Below are 20,496 nucleotides of genomic sequence, written 5' to 3' on the forward strand. Positions count from 1 at the left end.
TTCCGGAGACGGTTCACGAGAAGGCGTTTCATTTGCTTCGGCTCCTCGTCGCCAATCATCCGTTCGTGGACGGCAACAAGCGCACCGCACTCAACGCGACGACTGTGTTCTATCTGCTCAAGGGAGATACTGAAGCAGTTGGGGACGGACGAGACGACGATCGATGAGGACCACGTGCTCGAATATTTCCGAACGCAGACGACGGCGGTCGATTTGAACGAAGTGCTAAAAGAATGGCGCGGCGACCTCGTCGAGTACGGACTCGGTCAACTGTCCGACGAATCATCGGACCCGAACGATTAATCGGACCGACGGACAAGAAATGGTTATGGCGACGGAAGAGAAGACAGGCGAGCGCACCCCTCTTGACGACGTGATGGATGATATCCGTCGAGAACTCGTATTGCGGGTCGCCAAGGCTGACCGCGACGAACACCGCGAGGTTTACGACGCACTCGAAACCGAGTAACGCGCTCTGGCAGGGGGCCGGATGACGAAGCAGGTGTCCTTCCGTATGCCCGGAATCACGAGCTGATTATCTCAATGGTCGATGCGCACCAGAATCGAGATTCGTTCGGTGGACGTGAGGAACTCGATCCATGGGTTTGAGCAGATGCGCTGATTTCACGTGTTTAAGCACCTTAGATCGGCTGGTGGACTTTCACCGAGCCTACTAGTAGAAAATCACCCGGCAGTGTTCCGGGCGTACGTTTCATATATTCGATGAAAGAGGCCTCTATCAAATACCACTCTATTGAACTCGTATTGATATATGCGGTCACTTCGGCCGTAGACGGACGCAAAAGAGGATCCTGGAAAGTATTTAGTACATCTAATACAAAGCAGTACATATGCCGATTAGTGCTGATCGGTTCGAGAAGATCGATGACAGTGAGGGGCAACCGAGGCCTGAGACGAATGCCGCCAAGATACTCGAATTTCTCGAAGAGAATGCAAACGAGGCGTTCACGCAGACCGAAATAGCACAGGCGACCGAAGTCAAGCGTGGCTCGGTTGGACCGACGCTGGTACGGCTTCGTGAACGCGGACGAGTAGACCACAGAGGACGGTACTGGCGAATTAGCGATCACGATCGGAGTATCGACGCTGCAACGGCCCACGCTAGTGAAGTCGCTAAAAGTCACGAAGAATCACCGTTCGAATACGACGAGTGGCAGGAGTACGCGGTCGACCCGCGTGAACAGCGTGAGTGACACCTATCGAAAAGGGGATGTTTTCTGGGCTCCAGACCCCTTTAGACAGGGCTCAAACCCTCGACTCTGGTTGGTTTTGGTCGCAGAGCAGCTACCGTATCCCGGCGAGGAGTACGTTTGTGCTGCACTCACGACGAGTGATCTTCCGGCAAACTACGAGGTCGGAAAAGCGTGGATTACAGGTCGAAACCCCGATAAGAGATCATACTGTTCTCCGTGGGTTATTGGAACAGTCAAACACCGTGCAGTAGCGAATCCACAGGGACGCATCACAACGGAGTTCACCGATCAAATAAGTGCTCAGAGTAAAGCGGTTCTTGACGGATCGTGGGAACTGTCGGAATAGATTAGGGCATCCGTGCGAGTATTCTACAGGCGGAGCAGGCCGAGTGCCTCGGGGTCGGACGGAAGACGACGTCTTCCGTGATGACGAGAGACGGCGTCTCTCGAACCACCTGTCTCCGAGGTACTTCACTTAGTATACTTTCAGCTAAGCCTACTAGTAGCTTCTCGTCCGGTAGTGTTCCGGGCGTACATTCGGAGGATGGATCCGTTGGCAGTATGAGTGCCTTTGCTCGGCTGATACACGTTCGGAACCCCTCGTCGACGACGTGCGTCCGCTCTACGGTGACGACGAGACGTACCGACACGCAGGCCCCTCGACGTCGCACCGGTTCGGCGGCATCCGACGCTTTGGTTATCCTGTAGCAAAAATCCTACTGGATAGCACTATCGGTCAGTTATGTCCATTCATAATTGTTGTATATTAACGAGTGGGCGTCTACATGAAACGTTATTTATTCCGGGAGTGGCTGTATCCGGTTGAGACTCTGCGGTCTCCGCATCCCGATGGGAAAACAACTAGAACGTGACCTCGGCCTCCCGTCAGTGACGGCCATCAGCATCGGTGCGATGGTGGGCAGCGGCATCTTCATTCTGCCGGGATTGGCGATGAAGATGGCCGGTCCGGCGGTCGTGTTCGCGTACCTCCTCGCGGGTGTGCTGGTGTTGCCCGCGGCCCTGAGCAAGTCCGAGATGGCGACGGCGATGCCCGAGGCCGGCGGCACGTACCTCTACATCGAACGGGCCATGGGCCCGCTGTTCGGAACCATAGCCGGCGTCGGGACGTGGTTTTCACTGACGTTCAAAGGAGCGTTGGCACTGGTCGGCGGCGCGCCATACCTGGTGTTGTTATTCGATCTGCCGGTGACACCGGTCGCGCTCACGGTCGCGGCGCTTTTGATCGTCCTGAACGTCGTGGGTGCGAAACAGACCGGCCGGATGCAAATCGCCATCGTCGCGGTCATGCTTGCGGTGATGGTCTGGTTCATCGTCGCGGGCGCGCCAAGCGTCGAGAGCGCCCGGTTCGAGGGCTTCTTCGACAGCGGGTTCGAGGGCATTCTCGGCGCGACCGGGTTCGTGTTCGTCTCCTATGCCGGCGTCACGAAGATCGCCAGTGTCGCCGAGGAGGTCGAGAACCCGGACCGGAACCTCCCGTTGGGTATCCTCGGATCGCTCGTCATCACGGCCGGTATCTACGTCGCTATCGTGACCGTGATGGTCGGCGTCGCCGAGGAGGCCGCGCTCACCGACACGGAGACCCCGATGCAGGTCGCCGCTGGCAACGCGTTGCCCGCGATCGGTGTCGCAGCCGTCGTCGTCGCGGCGTTGCTCGCGTTGATCAGCACCGCCAACGCGGGCATTCTCTCCTCCTCGCGGTATCCCTTCGCGATGAGCCGCGACGGGCTCGCCCCCGATATCTTCGAGAACGTCAGCGACCGGTTCGAAACGCCGGTCAACGCGATCACGATCACCGGCGGGGTGTTGCTCGTCCTCATCGCGTTCGTCCCGATCGACGACATCGCCAAACTCGCCAGCGCGTTCAAGATCCTCGTATTCATCCTGATCAACGTCGCGCTGATCGCCTTCCGTCAAGGGTCGATCGAAGCGTACGACCCGAGCTTCGAGTCGCCGTTGTATCCCGTCCCGCAACTGGTCGGGATCGTCGGCGGGGTCGTACTCCTGCGGTACATCGGATTCGTCCCACTGGTCGGTGCTGTCGTCATCATCGTCGGCTCGATGGTGTGGTATTACTTCTTCGTGTACCGCCGCGGCGGCGTCGCCCGCGAGGGGGCGATGACCGACGCCCTCCGTCGGAGCGTCGGACGGGACGTGGTCGAACAGACGGAAGCCGAGGTGGGAACCGACGGCGACGAGGTCCTCGTTGCGGTCACCGATCGGACGCCGTCCGCCGTCGAGCGGTCGTTGATCGATCTCGCCGTGGATCTAGCGCGCACCCGCGAGGGCGGTGTCCGAGTCGCGCAGTTCGACGAGACGCCCGACCAGACGCCGCTTCCACAGTCAGCTAGCACACTCACCGAGGCGGATCAGGCGTTCGAAGCGAGGATGTCCGACCGGGCGACCGACTCGGAGATACCGATCCGCTACGGCGAGGTCGTCAGCCACGACACCCGCCACGCGATCGTCAATTACGCCGCGGACGTCGACGCCGACACCCTGATGATCGAGCGTTCGACCGGATCGGAAACGCTGTTGGGCAGCGACGTGGAGTGGATCGAAAACCACGCGCCCTGTGACGTCATCGAGGCTTCGAACTTCGATCACGACACGGTCGATCGTATCGGCGTCGTGACCGACGAGGGGCCGTTCGATCCGGCGAAGGTCGGACTGGCCGATGCGCTCGCCACTGCCGTCGGCGGGACCGTCACGTTCTACCTCGCCATCGGCGCGGATCCACCCGAGAGCCACCGGAACACCACCGACGACTACCTCTCCGAGCTGGTGGCGCTGTGTGATGCCCCGGTCGAGACCCGGGTCATCGAGTCGGGTACCGACGAGGCGATCGATCACGCAGCCACGACCTCCGACGTCCTAATCGTCAGCGGCATCCAGCGCGGTCTCACGGACCGACTGTTCGGTCACGTCTCCGATAGGGTAACGCTTCGAGCGGAACACGGGACACTGGTCGTCTACGGGGCGAGCCAGCCGGGGCGGTTCCGCCGGGCGGTCGAACGGCGGCTGTTCTAGGCCGATTCGCCCGAGCGGGAGCGGAGTCCCTGCGACGGGCGAACACGAGCGAACGAGTCGGGCGGGGGAAGGGCCACAGCAGACGGAGTTCGTACCGGAGACCGGCGGGTACCCGACCGGAGTCGGCCCTCGCCGGCCCCCGACGACGGCGATCCGTATCGGTCCCGCTCCGTCCTTCGGGAAGGTTAAGTGATCAACGGGGATATCTCGGGCCGTGACCGGCGATACCCAACGCGCCATCGGCTACCTCCTCGTCGGGAGCCTGGCTTTTGTCGCCCCGGTGCTCGAAGGGCGGGCCGGCGCCACAGCCGCCGCGGTCGGCACCATTGCCCCCTTCGCTCTCCTCGCGACGGTCGCGCTCGCATCGACGGGCGGGCCGCTGTTCGAGTTCTTCGCCCGTGGCAGCGACCGCGAGGAGGACCGCCTGTACAGCCTCGCGTCGTTCGCACTCGCCGTCTGTGCGCTCTCCGTGCTTTTCGTCGCGTTGGGCCTTCCCCTCGCCGCGTTCGTCGCCGCCGTGTTCGTTCTCACCGCCGGCAATGTGGGGCAGCGTCTGGCCGTCTCTCGGGTCCCGGTGCCGGTCGTCGGGGCCGCGGCGTTTTCGGCCCTCGGAACGATCGCCGGCGTCGTGGCGGTGTTCGTCGCTGGAGCGCTCGGAGGTGCCGTCCCCGCCGCCGGAACCGTCGTGTTCGTCACCGCCAGCGGGGCGATCGTCGGCGCGCTCGTCCGGGCTGCCATCTCGCCGTTCGACGACTCGCTCGTGTTGTTATCGGCGGCGCTCGTCATCTGGTTTCTGCTCGGATTGGACCCCGTTTCCGGGCCGGCCCCGATCGCTATCGGCGTCGCCGTGACCGTCGTTTTGGGCTATGCGGCGTACGCGCTCGGGACCGCCTCGACGACCGGAACGCTCAGCGGCGTGTTGCTCTCGCTTTGGGCGATCGTCCTCGGCGGGTACGGCTGGTTCGCCCTGCTCATCACGTTTTTCGGCCTCGGTGGCCTGGCGTCGAAGTACCGATACGAGGAGAAACTCGCGCGCGGGATCGCCCAGGAGAACGAGGGGGCACGCGGCGGCGGAAACGTGCTCGCGAACGCCGCCGTCGCGCTCGCCGCTGTCGTCGCCTACGCGGCCTCCGGCCGACTCGGCGTCGACCCGACCGTGTTCCAGTTCGTCTTCGGCGGCGCGGTCGCGGCCGCGCTCGCAGACACGTTCTCGAGCGAGTTCGGCGGCCTCTTCGATGCGCCGCGGCTGATCACGACGCTCGAACCCGTTCCGCCGGGAACGGATGGGGGTGTCACGTGGCAAGGGGCTCTCGCGGGGGCCGTCGGATCCGGTGTCATCGCGGCGCTCGCGCTTGCGTTTCCCGGGTTCGATACCACCCTCGCGCTCGTGATCTTCGGCGCGGGGGTCCTCGGGATGTTCGTCGACAGCGTCCTCGGGGCGACTCTCGAGGGTGATCGGCTCGGCAATCAGGCGGTCAACCTACTCGCGACGCTCTCGGCCGGGGTCGCTGCCGGGATGGCCGCGCTCGTCGGCCCCGTATGATCCGTCCGATAGAGGGGACGGACCGGCCGGCACTCCGGGCACTACAGGGGTGTCTCACCTACGCCGACCCGGCCCTCGTCGACGCCGCGATCGGAGGGCCGTTCCTCGGACGGATCGCCAGCGACCGAGGCCGGGTCGTCGGCTACGCGATCGCCCTCCCCGGATCGACGGTGACGCTCTCCGAGTTGGCCGTCGTCCCCGAAGCCCGCCGGAACGGCCACGGACGGCGGCTCCTCGATTCGATCGTCTCGGCCGCCGCCGCCGACCGGGTCGTCGTTACGACGCCCGTCGAAAACGAGGCCGCGAGGCGGTTTTACCGACGGCTCGGGTTCGAGGCGTTCGAGGTCCGTCCCGGATTCTACGCCGATGGGACCGACGCCCTACGCCTCCGCAGGCGTGAGTAGTTGATCGGCGGTGCGTATCCGGACGCTCGTCGGGCGCTTGACGAACTCGCCAGCCGACGCCCCGACCACGTGGTCGACGCCGCGCTGTGCGGCGACGTCGAGGAGTCGCTGTGTCAACTCTTCGTCGACGACGACCGCCGTCGGAACACGGTCGGCCCCGTCCAGGAGGTCGAACGCCTCCTCGGCACTCCCCGAGGAGATCACGTCGAAGGAGGCGTCCAGCAGGCGGGTGCGGCCGGTCTCCTCCCCGATGACGGTGCGGGTGTGTCCGCGAAGCGTTTCGGGTCGCTCGGGCGTCTCCGGCATCCCGCCGGCGGATCCGGCCGACGCGGCCTCGTGGTCGTCTCCGGACGTGGTCTCGTGGTCGTCCCCGGACGTGGTCTCGTGGTCGTCTCCGGACGTGGTCTCGTGGTCGTCTTCAGGAGTCTCCTCGGGACTGCCGCCCGACGCGTCCTCGTCCCCATCGTCGACGTCGGCGCCTTCCCGAGCGTCGTCGGAGCGCGCCCGGCCGTCTCCCGTCTCGCCCCCGGATCGGCTCGACGTCCCACTGATTGGGCCCCCGCTGATCGAGGGCTCCGACCGATCCGGCGATGCGGCCCCCGACGTCTCCCCGGAGCGGTCGACCGAATCGGCCGTTCGGCCCGCCGTGTCCGGCTCCTTCTCGGAGTCGGGCGCGGTCCCGCCCGAGTGCTCGGCGTCCTGTAGCGTCTCGTAGGGGACCTTCTCACGGAGCGCCGTCATCACTTCGTGGCGCGCGAGGTCCTCGACCGAGCGCCCCTCGGGGGCCCGCGCGACGTAATCGATGTCGCCGATCTGTGCCAACTCCCGCGTGATGAGTTCGCCGCCGCGGTCGCCATCGAAGAAGGCGGTGACCGTTCGGGATTCGCTCAGGGCCGCGATGGCGTCGGGGACGTTCGTCCCCTCGACGGCGACGGCGTTTTTGATGCCGTACTGCAACAGCGTGAGCACGTCCGAGCGCCCCTCGACGACGATGATCGCGTCCGATTTCTCGACGTTGGGCCCCGCGGGAAGCCCCTCGTACTCCGTGATGTCCTCGATCCGGATCGCCTCGCGGACCTCTTCGACGAGGTCGCTGCTCGATCGCATCGAGTCGTCGAAGGCGGTCCCGAGGAGCGATTTCGCCCGTTCGACGACCTCCCGGCGCTTGGCCGCCCGGACGTCCTCGATCTTTCGAACTTCGATGGTCGACCGGCAGGGGCCGACACGATCGATCGTCTCCAAGGCCGCCCCGAGGATGGCCGTCTCGACTTGGTCGAGGCTCGTCGCGATAGTGATTCGGCCGAACGACTGGCCGTTCTGTGAGTCGACCTCGACGTCGATCCGCCCGACCTTCGAGGAGTCCTGTAACTCCCGGAGGTCGAGTTCGTCGCCGAGGAGCCCTTCGGTCTGGCCGAAGACCGCCCCGACGACGTCGGAGCGCTCGACGATCCCCTCCGCCGTGATGTCCGCGTGTACGAGATATTTGGCTGTGTCTTGCATTGATGAACTGCCCGTCGCCGGGCGATGATGGTGATGGTAATCGGATCCGCGGGTAGCTCCGCGGCTGTTTTAAATACGACTGCTCGGACGTATAAATGATGCGGCACGCTCGCTGTGGCCGAATCCGACGCGGCATTCATCGTCCGGCTCGATTCGGCGGTTAGCTATAGTGAACATCGCAACTATGTACACATCGATCGCACTACCGCCGTGCGATCGAGTGTGTGTTGTCTTCAGATCTCTACTATAATCGGGCTCGGCACTCATCGGCGGGTTGCCACGATTTGAATAGTATTAGTCTTCAATAACATGCCCCGGATACAAACCGGTATTAATTAGTGATTTGAGTGTTGATTGCTCTTCAATACATGGCTTCGACAGTGGAACGTTACGGATGGGCGGTCGTGATGGGAATACTGATTGTGCTCGCGATCCCGTGGTTCCTGTGGGGCGTCGACCGCGTCGTCCTCGGGCTTCCGCTCTGGCTGTGGTGGCACATCGGTTGGATGCTCCTCGCATCGGTCGTTTTCCGGCAGTTCACGCGACGCGCGTGGGGCATCTGGATCGTCGAGACCGGCGGTGAAGCCGCATGAGCACATCACTTCAACTCGGGATCATCGTCGGCTACCTGCTCGTCGCGCTCGGGGTCGGCCTCGCCGCCTATCGGGTGACGGACCGCGCCGCCGAGGACTTCTACCTGGCGAGCCGGACGTTCGGAACCGTCGTGTTGCTTTTCACCGTCTTCGCGACGCTTCTGTCGGCGTTTACTTTCTTCGGTGGCCCCGATACGGCCTACGCTTTCGGCCCCGAGTGGATCCTCGTGATGGGGCTCATGGACGGGCTCATCTTCGCCGTACTGTGGTACGTCGTCGGCTACAAACAGTGGCTGTTGGGCCAGCGCCACGGCTACGTCACGCTGGGTGAGTTGCTCGGCGATCGCTTCGGTTCGCGGGCGATTCGCGCGCTCGTCGCCGTCGTCTCGCTGTTTTGGCTCTTCCCGTACGTCATGCTCCAACAGATCGGCGCGGGTGGGGCGTTGGCCGCCCTCACCGACGGAACCGTCCCCTTCGCCGCCGGGGCGACCCTGGTAACGGGCTTTATGATCGCCTACGTCGTGCTCGCCGGGATGCGCGGGATCGCCTGGACCGATACGTTACAGGGGGCGTTCATGTTGTGTACGGTCTGGGCTGCGCTGGGATGGGTCCTCGTCGCCGTCGACGGCGGACTCGGGACGATCAACGCGGGACTCGCGGCGACAAGCCCCGAGTTCCTCGCGCTGGGGAGTGAATTCTACTCCCCTGAGACGATGCTCACGTTCGCTGTTTCGATCGCGTTCGGCGTGGCGATGTTCCCGCAGGTCAACCAGCGCTTTTTCACCGCGGCCTCCGAGACCGTCCTGAAGCGTTCGTTCGCGCTGTGGCCGGTACTCGTGTTGGTGCTTTTCGTTCCGGCGTTCCTCCTCGGGACGTGGGGCCGCGGCCTCGGCCTCGAAGCGGACATCGGTGCGGGCGAGAGCATCCTTCCGGTCATCCTCGCGGAGTATACCCCCGCGTGGTTCGCCGCCCTCGTCGTCGCCGGCGCGATCGCGGCGATGATGTCGTCCTCCGATTCGATGCTGCTCTCGGGGTCGTCGTACTTCACCCGCGATATCTACCGCCCGCTCGTCGACGAGGGGCTCTCGGAGAGGCGGGAGGACCGACTCGGACGCGCCGGCGTCGTGGTCTTCGCGGTCGGTGCCCTGCTGGCGAGCGTCTGGGCGGAGGCGGAGGCCTTCGGCGCGGCGACGGTCGGATCGATCCTCGTCGAGATCGGAGACCTCGCGTTCGGCGGGTTCGCACAGCTCGCCTTGCCGGTCATCGTGGCCCTGTACTGGCGGCGGACGACCGCGACGGGGATCGCCGCCGGAATCGTCTGCCCGCAGGCGGTCTACGTCGCGTTCAATTTCCTGCCCGAGACCGCCGTCGGCTCCGTATCCCTGTTTTCGGATACCTACTTCGGGTGGGGGATCTCGATCTACTGTATGCTTTTGGGGCTCGCCGTGACCGTCGCCGTCTCGGCCGCGACGTCCCCGAACCCGAACGCGAACGCCGAGGACCACTTCCGGTTGGAGGCGGACTGACCGCCGGCCCCGACCGGAGTCGGCACTCGCCGGCGGGTTGTCACGCCGAGCGGTTTCGCACTGCCGGCTGTCCGTCGCGAACGCGTTTTCGGCCCTATGGTTGCGAACGCGTTTTCGGCCCTGGGGTCGCAAGTCGCGTGTGCTGGGGACAGCCAGCAGTATCAGTCGTCCGCGGTCGCGACCGCCTCGCCGTGGCTCACGTCGTCGCCCAAGAGATCCATGAAGGCCGACAGCCACTCGGGATGATCCGGCCACGCCTGGCCCGTAACGAGGTTGCCGTCGGTGACGACGCCGTCGACCCACGAACAGCCGGCAGCCTCACACTCGGCTCGAACCGCCGGATAGGCGGTCAGCTCGTACCCGTCGAGGACGCCCGCGGCCGCGAGGATCTGTGGGCCGTGACACACCGCCGCGACCGGCTTGTCGGTCTCGAAGAAGTGTCGGACCGCCTCGAGGACCGACTCGTGCGTCCGGAGGTACTCCGGGGCGCGCCCGCCGGGCACACAGAGGGCGTCGTAGTCGCTCGGCTCTATTTCGGCCATCGTCGCGTTCAACTCGAAGTCGTGACCCCGCGACTCCATGTAGGTCTGATCGCCCCGGAAGTCGTGGATCGCGGTTTTGACCGTCTCGCCGGCCTCCTTGTCGGGACAGACGGCGTGGACGTCGTGGCCGACCATCTCGAGGGCTTGAAACGGGACCATGATCTCGTAGTCCTCGCCGAAGTCGCCGACGATCATCAGGATCTTTTTGTTCATAGGTAACACCCACCAGGAGTAGGCCGGCGGAGATAATAAAGCCCCTAGCCGGATCGTACCGGGTGAATGCGACGGAACACGGAATCGAATCGCCGCTCCGGCTGCTTCAGTTGCATAGAAATCGTTGAAATCTGTATGGAAGTGCGTCGAACGCTGCCGGTCAAACTCGTCGTGGCCGACAGCGACAGAAACGCACTTCTCGAAACCATCGACCAGTACAAACACTGTGCCAACGCGGCAAGCGACCACTGCTGGAACGAAACCGACTACAAGACCACAGCCAAATACGCCGTCAAAGACGACCTGTATCACGACGTAAACTACCCCACCCTACTCCCTCGGCGCATACGCGCCTCGGTTCGTTGAGGGTGGGGTAGTTTACGGTTCCCGAGACAATGGCCCACATACCGATCGAACTCGCTTGAATATATAACCGCCCCGACGAAAGATACCGTATGCAGACTCACATCGTCCCGGTCGGCTTCGACTACGACCGGCTGATCGCGCCGTTGGTCAGAGACCAACTCGACGTGGATCGGGTGGTCCTCCTCGAGGGGGCAGTCGGCAGCGAGGCCAACGTCGAGTACTCCAGAAACCTCGCGAGCAAGCTCCAAAAGGACTTCACGAACCTGCTCGGGGCCGAAACCGAGGAGTACGTCGTCGAGGACGTCTACGACTACGACGCCGCCTTCGAGCAGGCCTACGACCTCATCAACGGTGAGTTGGACACCGGCAGCGAGGTCTGGGTCAACGTCTCGGCGATGCCGCGAACGGTCTCGTTCGCCTTCGCCACCGCCGCCCACTCCATCATGGTCGAACGCGAGGGCGACCGCGACCGGATCCACACCTACTACACCGTTCCCGAGAAGTACCTCGAAACCGAGCTAGCCGAGGAGCTCCGAATCCAGTGTGCACTCCTCGAAGAGATCCTCGAGGGCGAAATCGACGACGAGCGGATCGCCGAGCGTCTCGACGTCGGCCGCGACCTCCTCGAGGAGTTCGACGAGCGCGGGACCACGATCGGCGCCAAGAAGTTCGGCGACAGTCACGTCATCGAGCTTCCGGTCGCCTCCTTTTCGAACGTCAAGCCGTTCGAGGAGCTGATCCTCTTTACGCTCGGTGAGCACGAGGAGTTCGAGTCGGTCTCCGAGCTTGCGGGAACGCTCGCACGCGAACTCGGCGAGGAGTACACCGACTCCTTCCGCTCGAAAGTGATCTACAACGTCGATCGACTCGGCCCGGGGGGGAAGGGGTACATAGAACAGGAGGAACACGGCAAGTCCTATCGGACCCGGCTCTCGCGGATCGGCGAACTGTGGGTCAGATCCCACGCCGACGGCTCCGGGAGCAATATATAGTCCGCTCGACCGCAGTGGAAACACCAAAGCGGCCGCCACGGGTAGAGCCATCCATGACAACCGTTCGAAACATCGCGCGCGGCGTACAGTCCTTTACGAGCAACGCTTTCCTCGTCGACGGCGAGCGAACCGTCCTCGTCGACGCGGGCAACGGGTTCGACGCCGTCGAGCGGATCGAGGGAGCGGTCGGGACGCTCGATGCAGTCGTGCTTACCCACACGCATCCGGACCACGTCGGGAACCTCGATTCGGTCGTCGAGGCGTTCGACGTCGACGTCTGGGGATTCAGCCCCGACAGCGGATTCGTCGATCACGCGGTTTCGGACGGCGACGGCGTCCAGATCGGCGACGGACGCTATGAGACCCTCCACACGCCGGGACACAAAGACGATCACGTCTGTCTGTATTCGGCCGCCGAGGGCTCGCTGTTCGCCGGCGATCTGGTGTTCGCCAACGGTGGGTACGGTCGAACCGACCTCGAGGAGGGCGATCACGCCGCGCTCGTCGGGAGCATCGAGTACCTGCTCTCGACGGTCGACGACACGCTGTCGACGATGTACGTCGGCCACGGCCCGACCGTCGATGCCGACCCGAAACAGCATATCGAACTCGCCCTGCAGGCCGCCCGGATGAGCGCCTGACCGTCCGCATCCACCACCGTCCGCATCCCCCGCCATTCGCATCCACCACCGCAACCGACGGCGATTTCCGCCTCCCGTCGGCTTTTGCCCCCGCCGACCGTGACGTGGGCATGGACACTGCCGTGGTCTGGTTTCGGGACGACCTGCGTGTTCAGGACAACCCGACGCTCGCCGATGCCGTCGGCGACGCGGATCGGGTCGCCCCGCTCTACGTTTTCGATCCCGACCGGTACGGCGAAAGCGAGTACGGCCCGAAACGGACCGGACCCCACCGGGCCCGGTTCCGCCGGGAGTCGGTCATAGACCTCCGGGAGTCGCTCCGAGCGCGCGGCGGGGAGCTTTCGGTCCGTCACGGCGACCCCGAACGCGTCGTCCCGGCCGTCGCCGCGGCGGTCGACGCCGACGCGGTGTACGCCCAAACGAAGCCCGCGACCGAGGAGTTGCGGACCGAGAACGCGGTTCGAGCGTCGCTGGCCGACCGGGGCGTCGGGTTCGAACGGCGCTGGACGCATACCCTCTATCACCGAAGCGACCTCCCGACGCCGTGCGACGACCTCCCCGACACGTTCACGCCCTGGCGCAAGGAGGCCGAGGCCGAGGCAAGCGTTCGGGATCCGGTTCCGGCACCCGAGACCGTCTCCGGGGCCGCGAACGCCGATTCCGGACCGGTCCCGACGCTCTCGGAACTCGGCCTCGATCCCCCGACCGACGACGACCGGGCCGTCCTGCGTTTCGAGGGCGGCGAGACCGCGGGCAAAGCCCGGATCGAAGACTACGTCTGGGCGGGCGACCACCTCCGGAACTACAAGGAAACCCGAAACGGGCTGCTCGGGGACGAGTACTCCTCGAAGCTCTCGGCGTGGCTCGCCGCAGGGTGTCTCTCGCCGCGGTGGATCCACCGCCAGGTCGGGCGTTACGAGGACGAGCGCGTCGAGAACGAGGACACGTACTGGCTCGTCTTCGAACTCGCCTGGCGGGACTTCTTTCAGTTCCAGTTCCTCAAACACGGTGGGGCGTTCTTTACCCCCGGTGGGATCCGGGACGTCGACCCCGACTGGGACCACGACCGGACCGCATTCCGTCGGTGGGCCGACGCCGGGACCGGGATCCCCTTCATCGATGCGAACATGCGCGAACTGAACCGGACCGGCTACATGTCGAACCGGGGCCGACAGAACGTCGCCTCCTTTCTCGTCGACGCGTTGGACGTCGATTGGCGGTGGGGTGCCGCCTATTTCCAGGGGGCGCTCGTCGACTACGACGTCGCCTCGAACTGGGGCAACTGGGCCTACCAGGCCGGCGTCGGGAACGATTCGCGGGACCGCCACTTCGACGTCCTCTCGCAGGCCGAATACTACGATGACGACGGGGAGTACGTCCGGACGTGGCTGCCCGAACTCGACGGGATCCCGGGGGCGGCGATCCACCGCCCGTGGGCGCTCCCGTCGTCGAAACTGGCCGAGTACGGCATCGATCTCGGTGTCGACTACCCCGCGCCGATGATCGACCTCGAGGCCCGATATCGAGAGCGTTGATACTGGTGGATGAAATCAAATGAAACCGACTCACGAGTGATCCGCCGTTCGCTCCGTCGAACGGCGTGATCCTCGTGCGTCGTGTGTACATTCTTTTGTCCGTCAGTATGAACCGGATCGAAGGCGACGTGCTCGCCGACCGCCGGGAGCGTCGAGTAAGTACATATTTGTCGAGGGGCCCCCGAGACGGCGTATGAAACTGTTCGAGCGGCTTCTCGGCCGCGAAACGCGGGTCGGGATCTTCGTCGACGGTCCGAACGTCTTCCGCCCCGAGTTCGACGTCGACCTCGACGAGCTTCGGGCGCTGGCGCGCGGGGAGGGGACCGTCGCGCTCTCCCGCGTCTACGTCGACGCGAACGCCGGCAGCGCGCTGATCCAGGCGGCCGAGGCCCGCGGGTTCGGGGTCGTGACGACAAGCGGTGACGTGGACGTGAAACTCGCTGTCGAGGCCGTCGAAGCGACGGTCGACGGGCAGATCGACACCGTGATCGTCGTCTCCCGGGACACCGATTTCAAGCCCGTCCTCGAGACGGCCGCCAAGCGCGGCCTCCGGACCGTCGCCGTCGCCCCCGGGACACACGGTCGGTCGGACGCGCTCCGAAACGCCGCCCACCACGAGATCACCCTGGAGTGAGATGGCCGGGATCGCATCGCTCGTGGGTATCGGCCTCGTCGGGACGGCCGTCGTCTGGGCCGGCTCCTCGGCGCTCGAGCGGTCCTCCGGGCGGTTGGGCCGACACTACGGACTGCCGAGGCTGATTCAGGGGGCGATCCTCGCGGCGGTCGGCTCCTCGGCCCCCGAGATCGCAAGTACGGTCATCGCCACCATCCGGTACGGCGAGTTCGAACTCGGCGTCGGCGTCATCGTCGGCTCCGCCGTGTTCAACATCCTCGTCATCCCGGCGCTATCGGCGCTTCTCTCGGACGGGACGCTCGATACCGGGCGGGACGTCGTATATAAAGAAGCGCAGTTCTACATGCTCTCGGTCGCCGCGTTGTTCCTCGTGTTCGCGCTCGCGGTCATCTACTACCCCGTCGAGGGACCGGGGCTCCAGGGGAACGTCACCCGCCCCCTCGCGCTGTCGCTTTTGATCCTCTATGCGCTGTACGTCTTCATCCAGTATCTGGACGTGAGCGACGCCGGCATCGAACCGGTCTCGCTGTCGCGGCGGCCGTTACTCATCGAGTGGGGGCTGCTCATCGGCGGAATCGCACTCATTATCGCCGGTGTCGAGGGGCTTCTCTTCGCCGCTATCGGGCTGGGCGACGTCTTCGGGACGCCCTCGTTCCTGTGGGGAATGACCGTCGTCGCGGCGGCGACGAGTCTCCCGGACGCGTTGATAAGCGTCGCCGCCGCGCGCATCGACGAACCGGCCGTCTCGCTCGGCAACGTCCTCGGGAGCAACGTCTTCGATCTGCTCGTTGCGGTGCCTGCCGGCATCGTCCTCGCCGGGGCGACACCGGTGTCGTTTGCCGACGCGGTTCCCATGATGGCGTTTCTGGTCGTCGCGACCGTGATCCTCTTTGCGTTCGCCCGGACGGACATGGAAATAACCGACCGGGAGGCGTCATCGATGCTCATCCTCTATTTCGTCTTCGTGGGATGGCTGCTGCTCGAAAGCGTCGGCGTCGTGAGCGTGTTGTGAATCGCCTCGAGGGCAAGTGGTTCGAGACGCGGAGCGTCTCGTCATCACGGAAATCTCCGATTTCCGTACGACCTCGGGGTATTCGCCTTGTCCGCTGATAACGAGCAAGGAGAATACCCGCGCTTTTACTTCTGGAGTGCGCTTCGGGTATGTATGGAGCCGGACGACGTCCGCCGGGACTGGGCCGAACGGGCCGGGAAGTACTCGCCGGCGTACTACGCCCGTATCGGCCCGAACGAGGTGAGCGAGACGCTCGCGGCTGTCCTCTCTCACTACGTGGGCGGGGACGCCACGGTCCTCGAAGTGGGATGTGGTTCGGGCCGGCATCTCGCACATCTCCTCGAACACGGATACGAAAACCTCACTGGCATCGACATCAACGGGACTGCCTTCGAGGTGATGGACGATCACTACCCTCGTCTCGCCGAGACGGGCACGTTCCACGTCGGCGCTCTCGAGGACGTCATCCCGGACGTCCCGGACGGCGAGTTCGACGTCGTCTACTCGGTCGAGACACTCCAGCACGTTCACCCGGACGATACGTGGGTGTTCGAATCGCTGGCCCGCGTCACCGACGACCTGCTCATCACGGCCGAGAACGAGGGGAACAGCCCCGACCGTGGCCGGGGGGACGCGGCGGTGAGCTACGTCGACGACGAGTTCCCGCTCTATCACCGCGACTGGAAGGCCGTCTTCACCGGTCTCGGCCTCGCAGAGCTGATACGCGAGCCGACGGCCAGGGACACGATACGGGTGTTCCGACAGATATAGGCCCTCGAACACCCCGTATGCCGGTCTCCGGTTCCCTTCGGACGTCGGCCCGTGCGTTCGCTTCCGTCGGTTTCATCGAGTGAACTCGACCCACCTGTTTAGAACGCCACCGAGAAACCCCCAGTATGGACAGCACTACATCGGACCACGGCGCTCGACGCCGGATCGGGACCGCCTACAAGCGGCTGCTCTGGGGGACAATGGCGTTTCTCGGGATCAACGGATCGCTCTGGTGGAAGACGATGGTCGCCGTCGGGTTACAGTTCGGTGCCGGACTCGCACTCGTGACGGTCGTCGTCGTCTCGGAGGGGACGACGGGACTCGTCATCGCCGGCGGGCTGCTCGTGTTGGCTACCGCCGCCTTCTTCAACACGGCGTTGATCGTCCGCGAGGACCTGATCCGCCCGCTCCAGGCGCTCGAATCGAGCGTGGAGACGGTCGCCGAGGGCGACCTCGACGTCGATTCGCCGACGATCCGCCAGAACGACGAGGTCGGCTCGCTTTCGGGGTCGTTCGAGCGGATGCACGAGACGCTCCGGGTGACCGGCCGGCAGGCCGACGCCCTGGCGAGCGAGTCGTTCGACGACCCTGTCCTCGAGGAGTCGGTCCCGGGCGCGTTCGGTGACTCCCTCGACCGGATGGCGGAGAACCTCTCGACGGCGATCGCCGACCTCGAAGCCCGGTCGGCCCGGCTGACCCGGCTGATCGAGGAGTTCGAGTCCGCGAGCGCCGAGGCCGGCGACGGCGATCTGACGGTTCGGCTGCCAGAGGGCGAAATCGACGGCCGCTTCGAGGGCGTCGTCGATTCCTACAACGACCAGTTGGACGCCTTCGAGGCGGCGATCGGCCGGGCGAAGCCGTTCGCGGCCGACGTCGCCGAGGCGAGCGCAACGGCGCGCGGAGAGCTGTCGGCGGTGAGCGAGACGAGCGAGACGAACGCCGAACGTGTCGAGGGGATCGCCGACGATGCGGCACGGCAATCGGAGACACTCGGCTCGCTCGCGGGGGACGCAGAAACGCTGTCGGCGACGGTCGAAGAGATCGCCGCGGCCTCGAACGAACTCTCGGAGATCGCCACCCGGACCGCCTCGAGCGCCGGCGACGGCGTGACCGCGGCCGAGGAGGCGAGAACGACTCTCCACGCGGCGGCCGAGATCGCGACCGAAACCGACGAGGCAGTCTCCCGGCTCGTTGAGCGGACCGAGTCGATCCGCGAGATCGTCTCGTTCATCGACGAGGTCGCGAGCCGAACCAACCTACTCGCGCTGAACGCGTCGATCGAGGCCGCCCGTGCCGACACCGAGACGGCCGGCTTCGAGGTCGTCGCCGAGGAGGTGAAATCGCTGGCCGAGGAGACCCACGAATCGGCCGGCGACATCGAGGCTATCATCGGCGACATCGACGAGGAGAGCCACGACGTCGCCGCCGACGTCGAGGAACTGACGGCGCGGATCGACGAGGCGGTCGACACCGTCGACGCCGCGACCGAGGAGTTTTCGGCGATCGCCGAGGACACCGCGAGCGTCGAAGAGAGCGCCACCGAGATCAGTTCGGCGACGGACCAACAGGCACAGGTCGCGACCGACGTCTCCGCGAGGGTAGACGAACTCGTCGAGATCGGCGACGCGACCGCCGACCGCGCCGATGCAGTCGCGACGGAAACGGCCGAGGGTGCGGAGCGGTTACAGGGGGCCGCCAAATCCGTCACGTCGCTGGCCGAACAGGCCGACCGGCTCTCGGCCGCGCTGGCGGCGTTCGAGGTCGATGAGGAGGGAGTCGAGGTCGATGAGGAGGGAGTCGAGGTCGATGAGGAGGGAGTCGAGGCCGATGAGGAGGGAGTCGAGGTCGACGAGGAGGGAGCCGATGAGGCGGGGACCCCCGACACGAACGGCGGGACGAAGTCGCCTTCGCCCGGGGCGGCCGACTGAACGGCGACGCGTTCGGACGCGACCTCCCGACACGTCCGGAAGCGGAACCCTTGTTATCTGCCGTCCCGGCTGTATTTTTAATGAGTTCCCCCGATACGACGGCCGTCAAGCGGCTCGCCGACTGGGACGGTGACCGCCTCGAACGGCTCGCCGCCGAGTACGACACGCCGCTGTACGTCACCGACCTCGATCGGATCCGCGAGAACTTCGCACGTTTCGAGTCGGCGTTCGATTTCGCCCACCTCATGTACGCCGTCAAAGCCAATACCGGCCGGGCGGTCGTCCGGACGCTCTACGACGCCGGGGCGGACATCGAGTGTGCCGCCGCCGGGGAGCTCCACCGTGCGTTGGCGGCCGGCGTCGCCCCCGAGGACCTCCAATACACCGCGGTCAACCCACCGGACGGCGACCTCGACTACGCCGTCGATCTCTGGGAGGACACCCCCGAGTTGACGATCACCGCGGGCGCGGCGATGACGCTCGATCGGCTCGAGGCCCGCGGGTTCGACGGCCGCCTCTCGCTGCGGGTCAACCCCGGGATCGGTACCGGCCACCACGAGAAGGTCGCGACCGGCAAGGACGCGAAGTTCGGGATCCCCTACGAGGACGTCCCCGGCCTCGTCGAGTCGGCCCGCGAGCGCTTCGAGTTCGTCGGACTCCACGCCCACGTCGGAAGCGGCGTCCTCTCGGCTGATCTCGACGACCACCGGCGTGCCCTCCGGAAGGTCGCCGACATGGCCGAACGGGTCGGCGATCTCGAGTTCCTCGATTTGGGCGGCGGCTTCGGCGTCCCCTACCGACCCGAGGAACCGCCGCTGGACATCGAGGCCGCGGCCGGGATGGTTCGGGAGGTGACCGCGGACGTAGACGCGACGATCGCGCTCGAACCCGGTCGCTATCTCGTCGCCGACGCCGGTGCCCTCCTCACGCGGGCCAACACTATCAAACGGACCCCGAAGACGCGTGTCGTCGGTGTCGATGCCGGGCTCACCTCGTTGATCCGCCCGGCGATGTTCGACTCCTATCACCACATCCGGAACGTGACCGGCGGCGATCGCGATCCGGTCGAATCCAGCGTTGGCGGCCCGTTGTGTACCAGCGCCGACGTGTTCTGTACCGATCGGCCGATTCCCCGACCCGAGGCCGACGACGTGCTCGCGATCGGCAACGTCGGTGCATACGGGATCAACCTCGCAAGCCAGTTTCACTCCCAGCCCAAACCAGCGGAGGTCGCCATCGAGGGTGGCGACGAGCGCGTGACCCGACGGCGTGAGACCTTCGACGATCTGATGCGACTGGAGGACGAAGCGCCCGGATATATTTAACTCGGCGACGACGAACGTACGGTATGTCGCTCGAAGGCTCCCTGCTGGACGATCCATCCGACGTCGTCTCGATCATCGATCATACCAACGTCGATCCGACCGCAACCGAAGCCGAGATCCGCGAACTGTGCCAGGAGGTCGACGACTATGGGTTCTGCTCGGCCGTCGTGGTCCCGTACCACGCCGAACTCGCGGACCGAATGCTCGACGATCGGGCGAACGTCGCGGCCGTCATCGGCTTTCCGTACGGGATACAGAACTCGACGGCGAAACGGGACGAGGTCGAGGAACTGCTCGAACACGTCGACGAACTCGACATGGTGATGAACCGAACGGCGTTCGCGAACGACGACCACGAGGCGGTCGTCGAGGACGTCGAAACGGTGGCCGAGGCGGTCGGCGATAAGACGCTGAAGTGTATCATCGAGTCGCCGACGCTGTCGCCTCCGGAGATACGGCGTGCCGCCGGACTCGTCGAGGAGGGGGGTGCGGACTTCGTCAAGACGGCAGTCGGCTACGAGGGACCGACGGACCGCGCGGAGGTCGAGGCGATAGCGGACGGGATCGGCACCGATACGGAGATCAAAGCGTCCGGCGGGATCGCCACCTTCGAGGCGGTCCTCGAGATGGTGCGGGCTGGGGCGACCCGGATCGGGGCCTCTTCGGGCGTCGAGATCTACGAGTCGACACGATAGCCGCTCACACGGAC

At 65.1% G+C, this 20,496-nt stretch carries 19 protein-coding genes and 1 pseudogene; 18 read left to right on the forward strand and 2 right to left on the reverse strand.

What is annotated here, in order from left to right; all coding sequences use genetic code 11:
• The 6 genes and pseudogenes from HZR14_RS14315 to HZR14_RS02075 all read left to right on the forward strand — a co-directional run.
• Positions 1–146, forward strand: a pseudogene (locus HZR14_RS14315) (Fic family protein); the annotation flags it as partial.
• Between the two features lie 182 nt (positions 147–328).
• Positions 329–469: a hypothetical protein gene (locus HZR14_RS02055; RefSeq protein ID WP_181691208.1), complete on the forward strand. Its 141-nt coding sequence runs from the start codon at positions 329–331 to the stop codon at positions 467–469.
• Between the two features lie 382 nt (positions 470–851).
• Positions 852–1,214, forward strand: a complete 363-nt coding sequence (locus HZR14_RS02060; RefSeq protein ID WP_181691209.1) for a helix-turn-helix domain-containing protein — start codon at positions 852–854, stop codon at positions 1,212–1,214.
• Positions 1,215–2,063: 849 nt separating this feature from the next.
• Positions 2,064–4,262, forward strand: coding sequence for an amino acid transporter (locus HZR14_RS02065; protein ID WP_181691210.1), 2,199 nt, complete (start codon positions 2,064–2,066; stop codon positions 4,260–4,262).
• Positions 4,263–4,476: 214 nt separating this feature from the next.
• Entirely contained in the window at positions 4,477–5,805 is a 1,329-nt protein-coding gene (locus HZR14_RS02070; protein ID WP_181691211.1) for a DUF92 domain-containing protein, read from the forward strand.
• Complete coding sequence (locus tag HZR14_RS02075; protein ID WP_181691212.1) at positions 5,802–6,209, forward strand: GNAT family N-acetyltransferase; 408 nt, start codon at positions 5,802–5,804, stop codon at positions 6,207–6,209. The genes HZR14_RS02070 and HZR14_RS02075 overlap by 4 nt, the downstream gene beginning before the upstream one ends.
• Here the strand turns inward: HZR14_RS02075 and dnaG are convergent.
• Positions 6,186–7,709 carry a DNA primase DnaG gene (dnaG, locus tag HZR14_RS02080; protein WP_181691213.1) on the reverse strand — a complete coding sequence of 508 codons (1,524 nt, stop codon included), beginning with the start codon at positions 7,707–7,709 and terminating at the stop codon, positions 6,186–6,188. The two genes, HZR14_RS02075 and dnaG, sit on opposite strands and share 24 nt — an antisense overlap.
• Before the next feature lie 407 nt (positions 7,710–8,116).
• Here dnaG and HZR14_RS02085 point away from each other — a divergent pair, with 407 nt between their 5' ends.
• A complete protein-coding gene (locus HZR14_RS02085) occupies positions 8,117–8,302 on the forward strand; it encodes a DUF3311 domain-containing protein (RefSeq protein ID WP_255479142.1) in 186 nt (61 codons plus the stop codon).
• Positions 8,299–9,828, forward strand: a complete 1,530-nt coding sequence (locus tag HZR14_RS02090) for a sodium:solute symporter family protein (RefSeq protein WP_181691215.1) — start codon at positions 8,299–8,301, stop codon at positions 9,826–9,828. The genes HZR14_RS02085 and HZR14_RS02090 overlap by 4 nt, the downstream gene beginning before the upstream one ends.
• A gap of 161 nt (positions 9,829–9,989) precedes the next feature.
• Here HZR14_RS02090 and HZR14_RS02095 read toward each other — a convergent pair whose 3' ends face one another.
• Positions 9,990–10,583, reverse strand: coding sequence for a DJ-1/PfpI family protein (locus HZR14_RS02095; RefSeq protein WP_181691216.1), 594 nt, complete (start codon positions 10,581–10,583; stop codon positions 9,990–9,992).
• A 135-nt stretch (positions 10,584–10,718) separates the two neighbouring features.
• On the opposite strand from HZR14_RS02095, the gene HZR14_RS02100 reads away from it, so the two are divergent.
• The 10 genes from HZR14_RS02100 (at position 10,719) to deoC (ending at position 20,482) form a co-directional block, all read left to right on the forward strand.
• Positions 10,719–10,949 (forward strand): hypothetical protein, encoded by a 231-nt coding sequence (locus HZR14_RS02100; RefSeq protein ID WP_255479143.1) that lies wholly within the window; start codon positions 10,719–10,721, stop codon positions 10,947–10,949.
• A gap of 89 nt (positions 10,950–11,038) precedes the next feature.
• Positions 11,039–11,941 carry an HFX_2341 family transcriptional regulator gene (locus tag HZR14_RS02105; protein WP_181691217.1) on the forward strand — a complete coding sequence of 301 codons (903 nt, stop codon included), beginning with the start codon at positions 11,039–11,041 and terminating at the stop codon, positions 11,939–11,941.
• A 53-nt stretch (positions 11,942–11,994) separates the two neighbouring features.
• Positions 11,995–12,582, forward strand: coding sequence for an MBL fold metallo-hydrolase (locus HZR14_RS02110; protein ID WP_181691218.1), 588 nt, complete (start codon positions 11,995–11,997; stop codon positions 12,580–12,582).
• A gap of 110 nt (positions 12,583–12,692) precedes the next feature.
• Positions 12,693–14,117, forward strand: a complete 1,425-nt coding sequence (locus tag HZR14_RS02115; protein ID WP_181691219.1) for a DASH family cryptochrome — start codon at positions 12,693–12,695, stop codon at positions 14,115–14,117.
• A 193-nt stretch (positions 14,118–14,310) separates the two neighbouring features.
• A complete protein-coding gene (locus tag HZR14_RS02120) occupies positions 14,311–14,751 on the forward strand; it encodes an NYN domain-containing protein (RefSeq protein WP_181691220.1) in 441 nt (146 codons plus the stop codon).
• A gap of 1 nt (position 14,752) precedes the next feature.
• Complete coding sequence (locus tag HZR14_RS02125) at positions 14,753–15,763, forward strand: sodium:calcium antiporter (RefSeq protein WP_181691221.1); 1,011 nt, start codon at positions 14,753–14,755, stop codon at positions 15,761–15,763.
• 153 nt (positions 15,764–15,916) lie between these two features.
• Positions 15,917–16,534 (forward strand): class I SAM-dependent methyltransferase, encoded by a 618-nt coding sequence (locus HZR14_RS02130; RefSeq protein WP_181691222.1) that lies wholly within the window; start codon positions 15,917–15,919, stop codon positions 16,532–16,534.
• 125 nt (positions 16,535–16,659) lie between these two features.
• Positions 16,660–18,462: a methyl-accepting chemotaxis protein gene (locus HZR14_RS02135; protein ID WP_181691223.1), complete on the forward strand. Its 1,803-nt coding sequence runs from the start codon at positions 16,660–16,662 to the stop codon at positions 18,460–18,462.
• An 80-nt stretch (positions 18,463–18,542) separates the two neighbouring features.
• On the forward strand, positions 18,543–19,787 hold the full coding sequence (gene lysA, locus HZR14_RS02140) for a diaminopimelate decarboxylase (protein WP_181691224.1): 1,245 nt from the start codon (positions 18,543–18,545) through the stop codon (positions 19,785–19,787).
• A gap of 23 nt (positions 19,788–19,810) precedes the next feature.
• Positions 19,811–20,482 carry a deoxyribose-phosphate aldolase gene (gene deoC, locus HZR14_RS02145; RefSeq protein ID WP_181691225.1) on the forward strand — a complete coding sequence of 224 codons (672 nt, stop codon included), beginning with the start codon at positions 19,811–19,813 and terminating at the stop codon, positions 20,480–20,482.
• Positions 20,483–20,496: the final 14 nt, after the last annotated feature.

The sequence above is a fragment of the Natronomonas salinimetallica genome (assembly GCF_013839515.1).
Taxonomy (GTDB): domain Archaea; phylum Halobacteriota; class Halobacteria; order Halobacteriales; family Haloarculaceae; genus Natronomonas.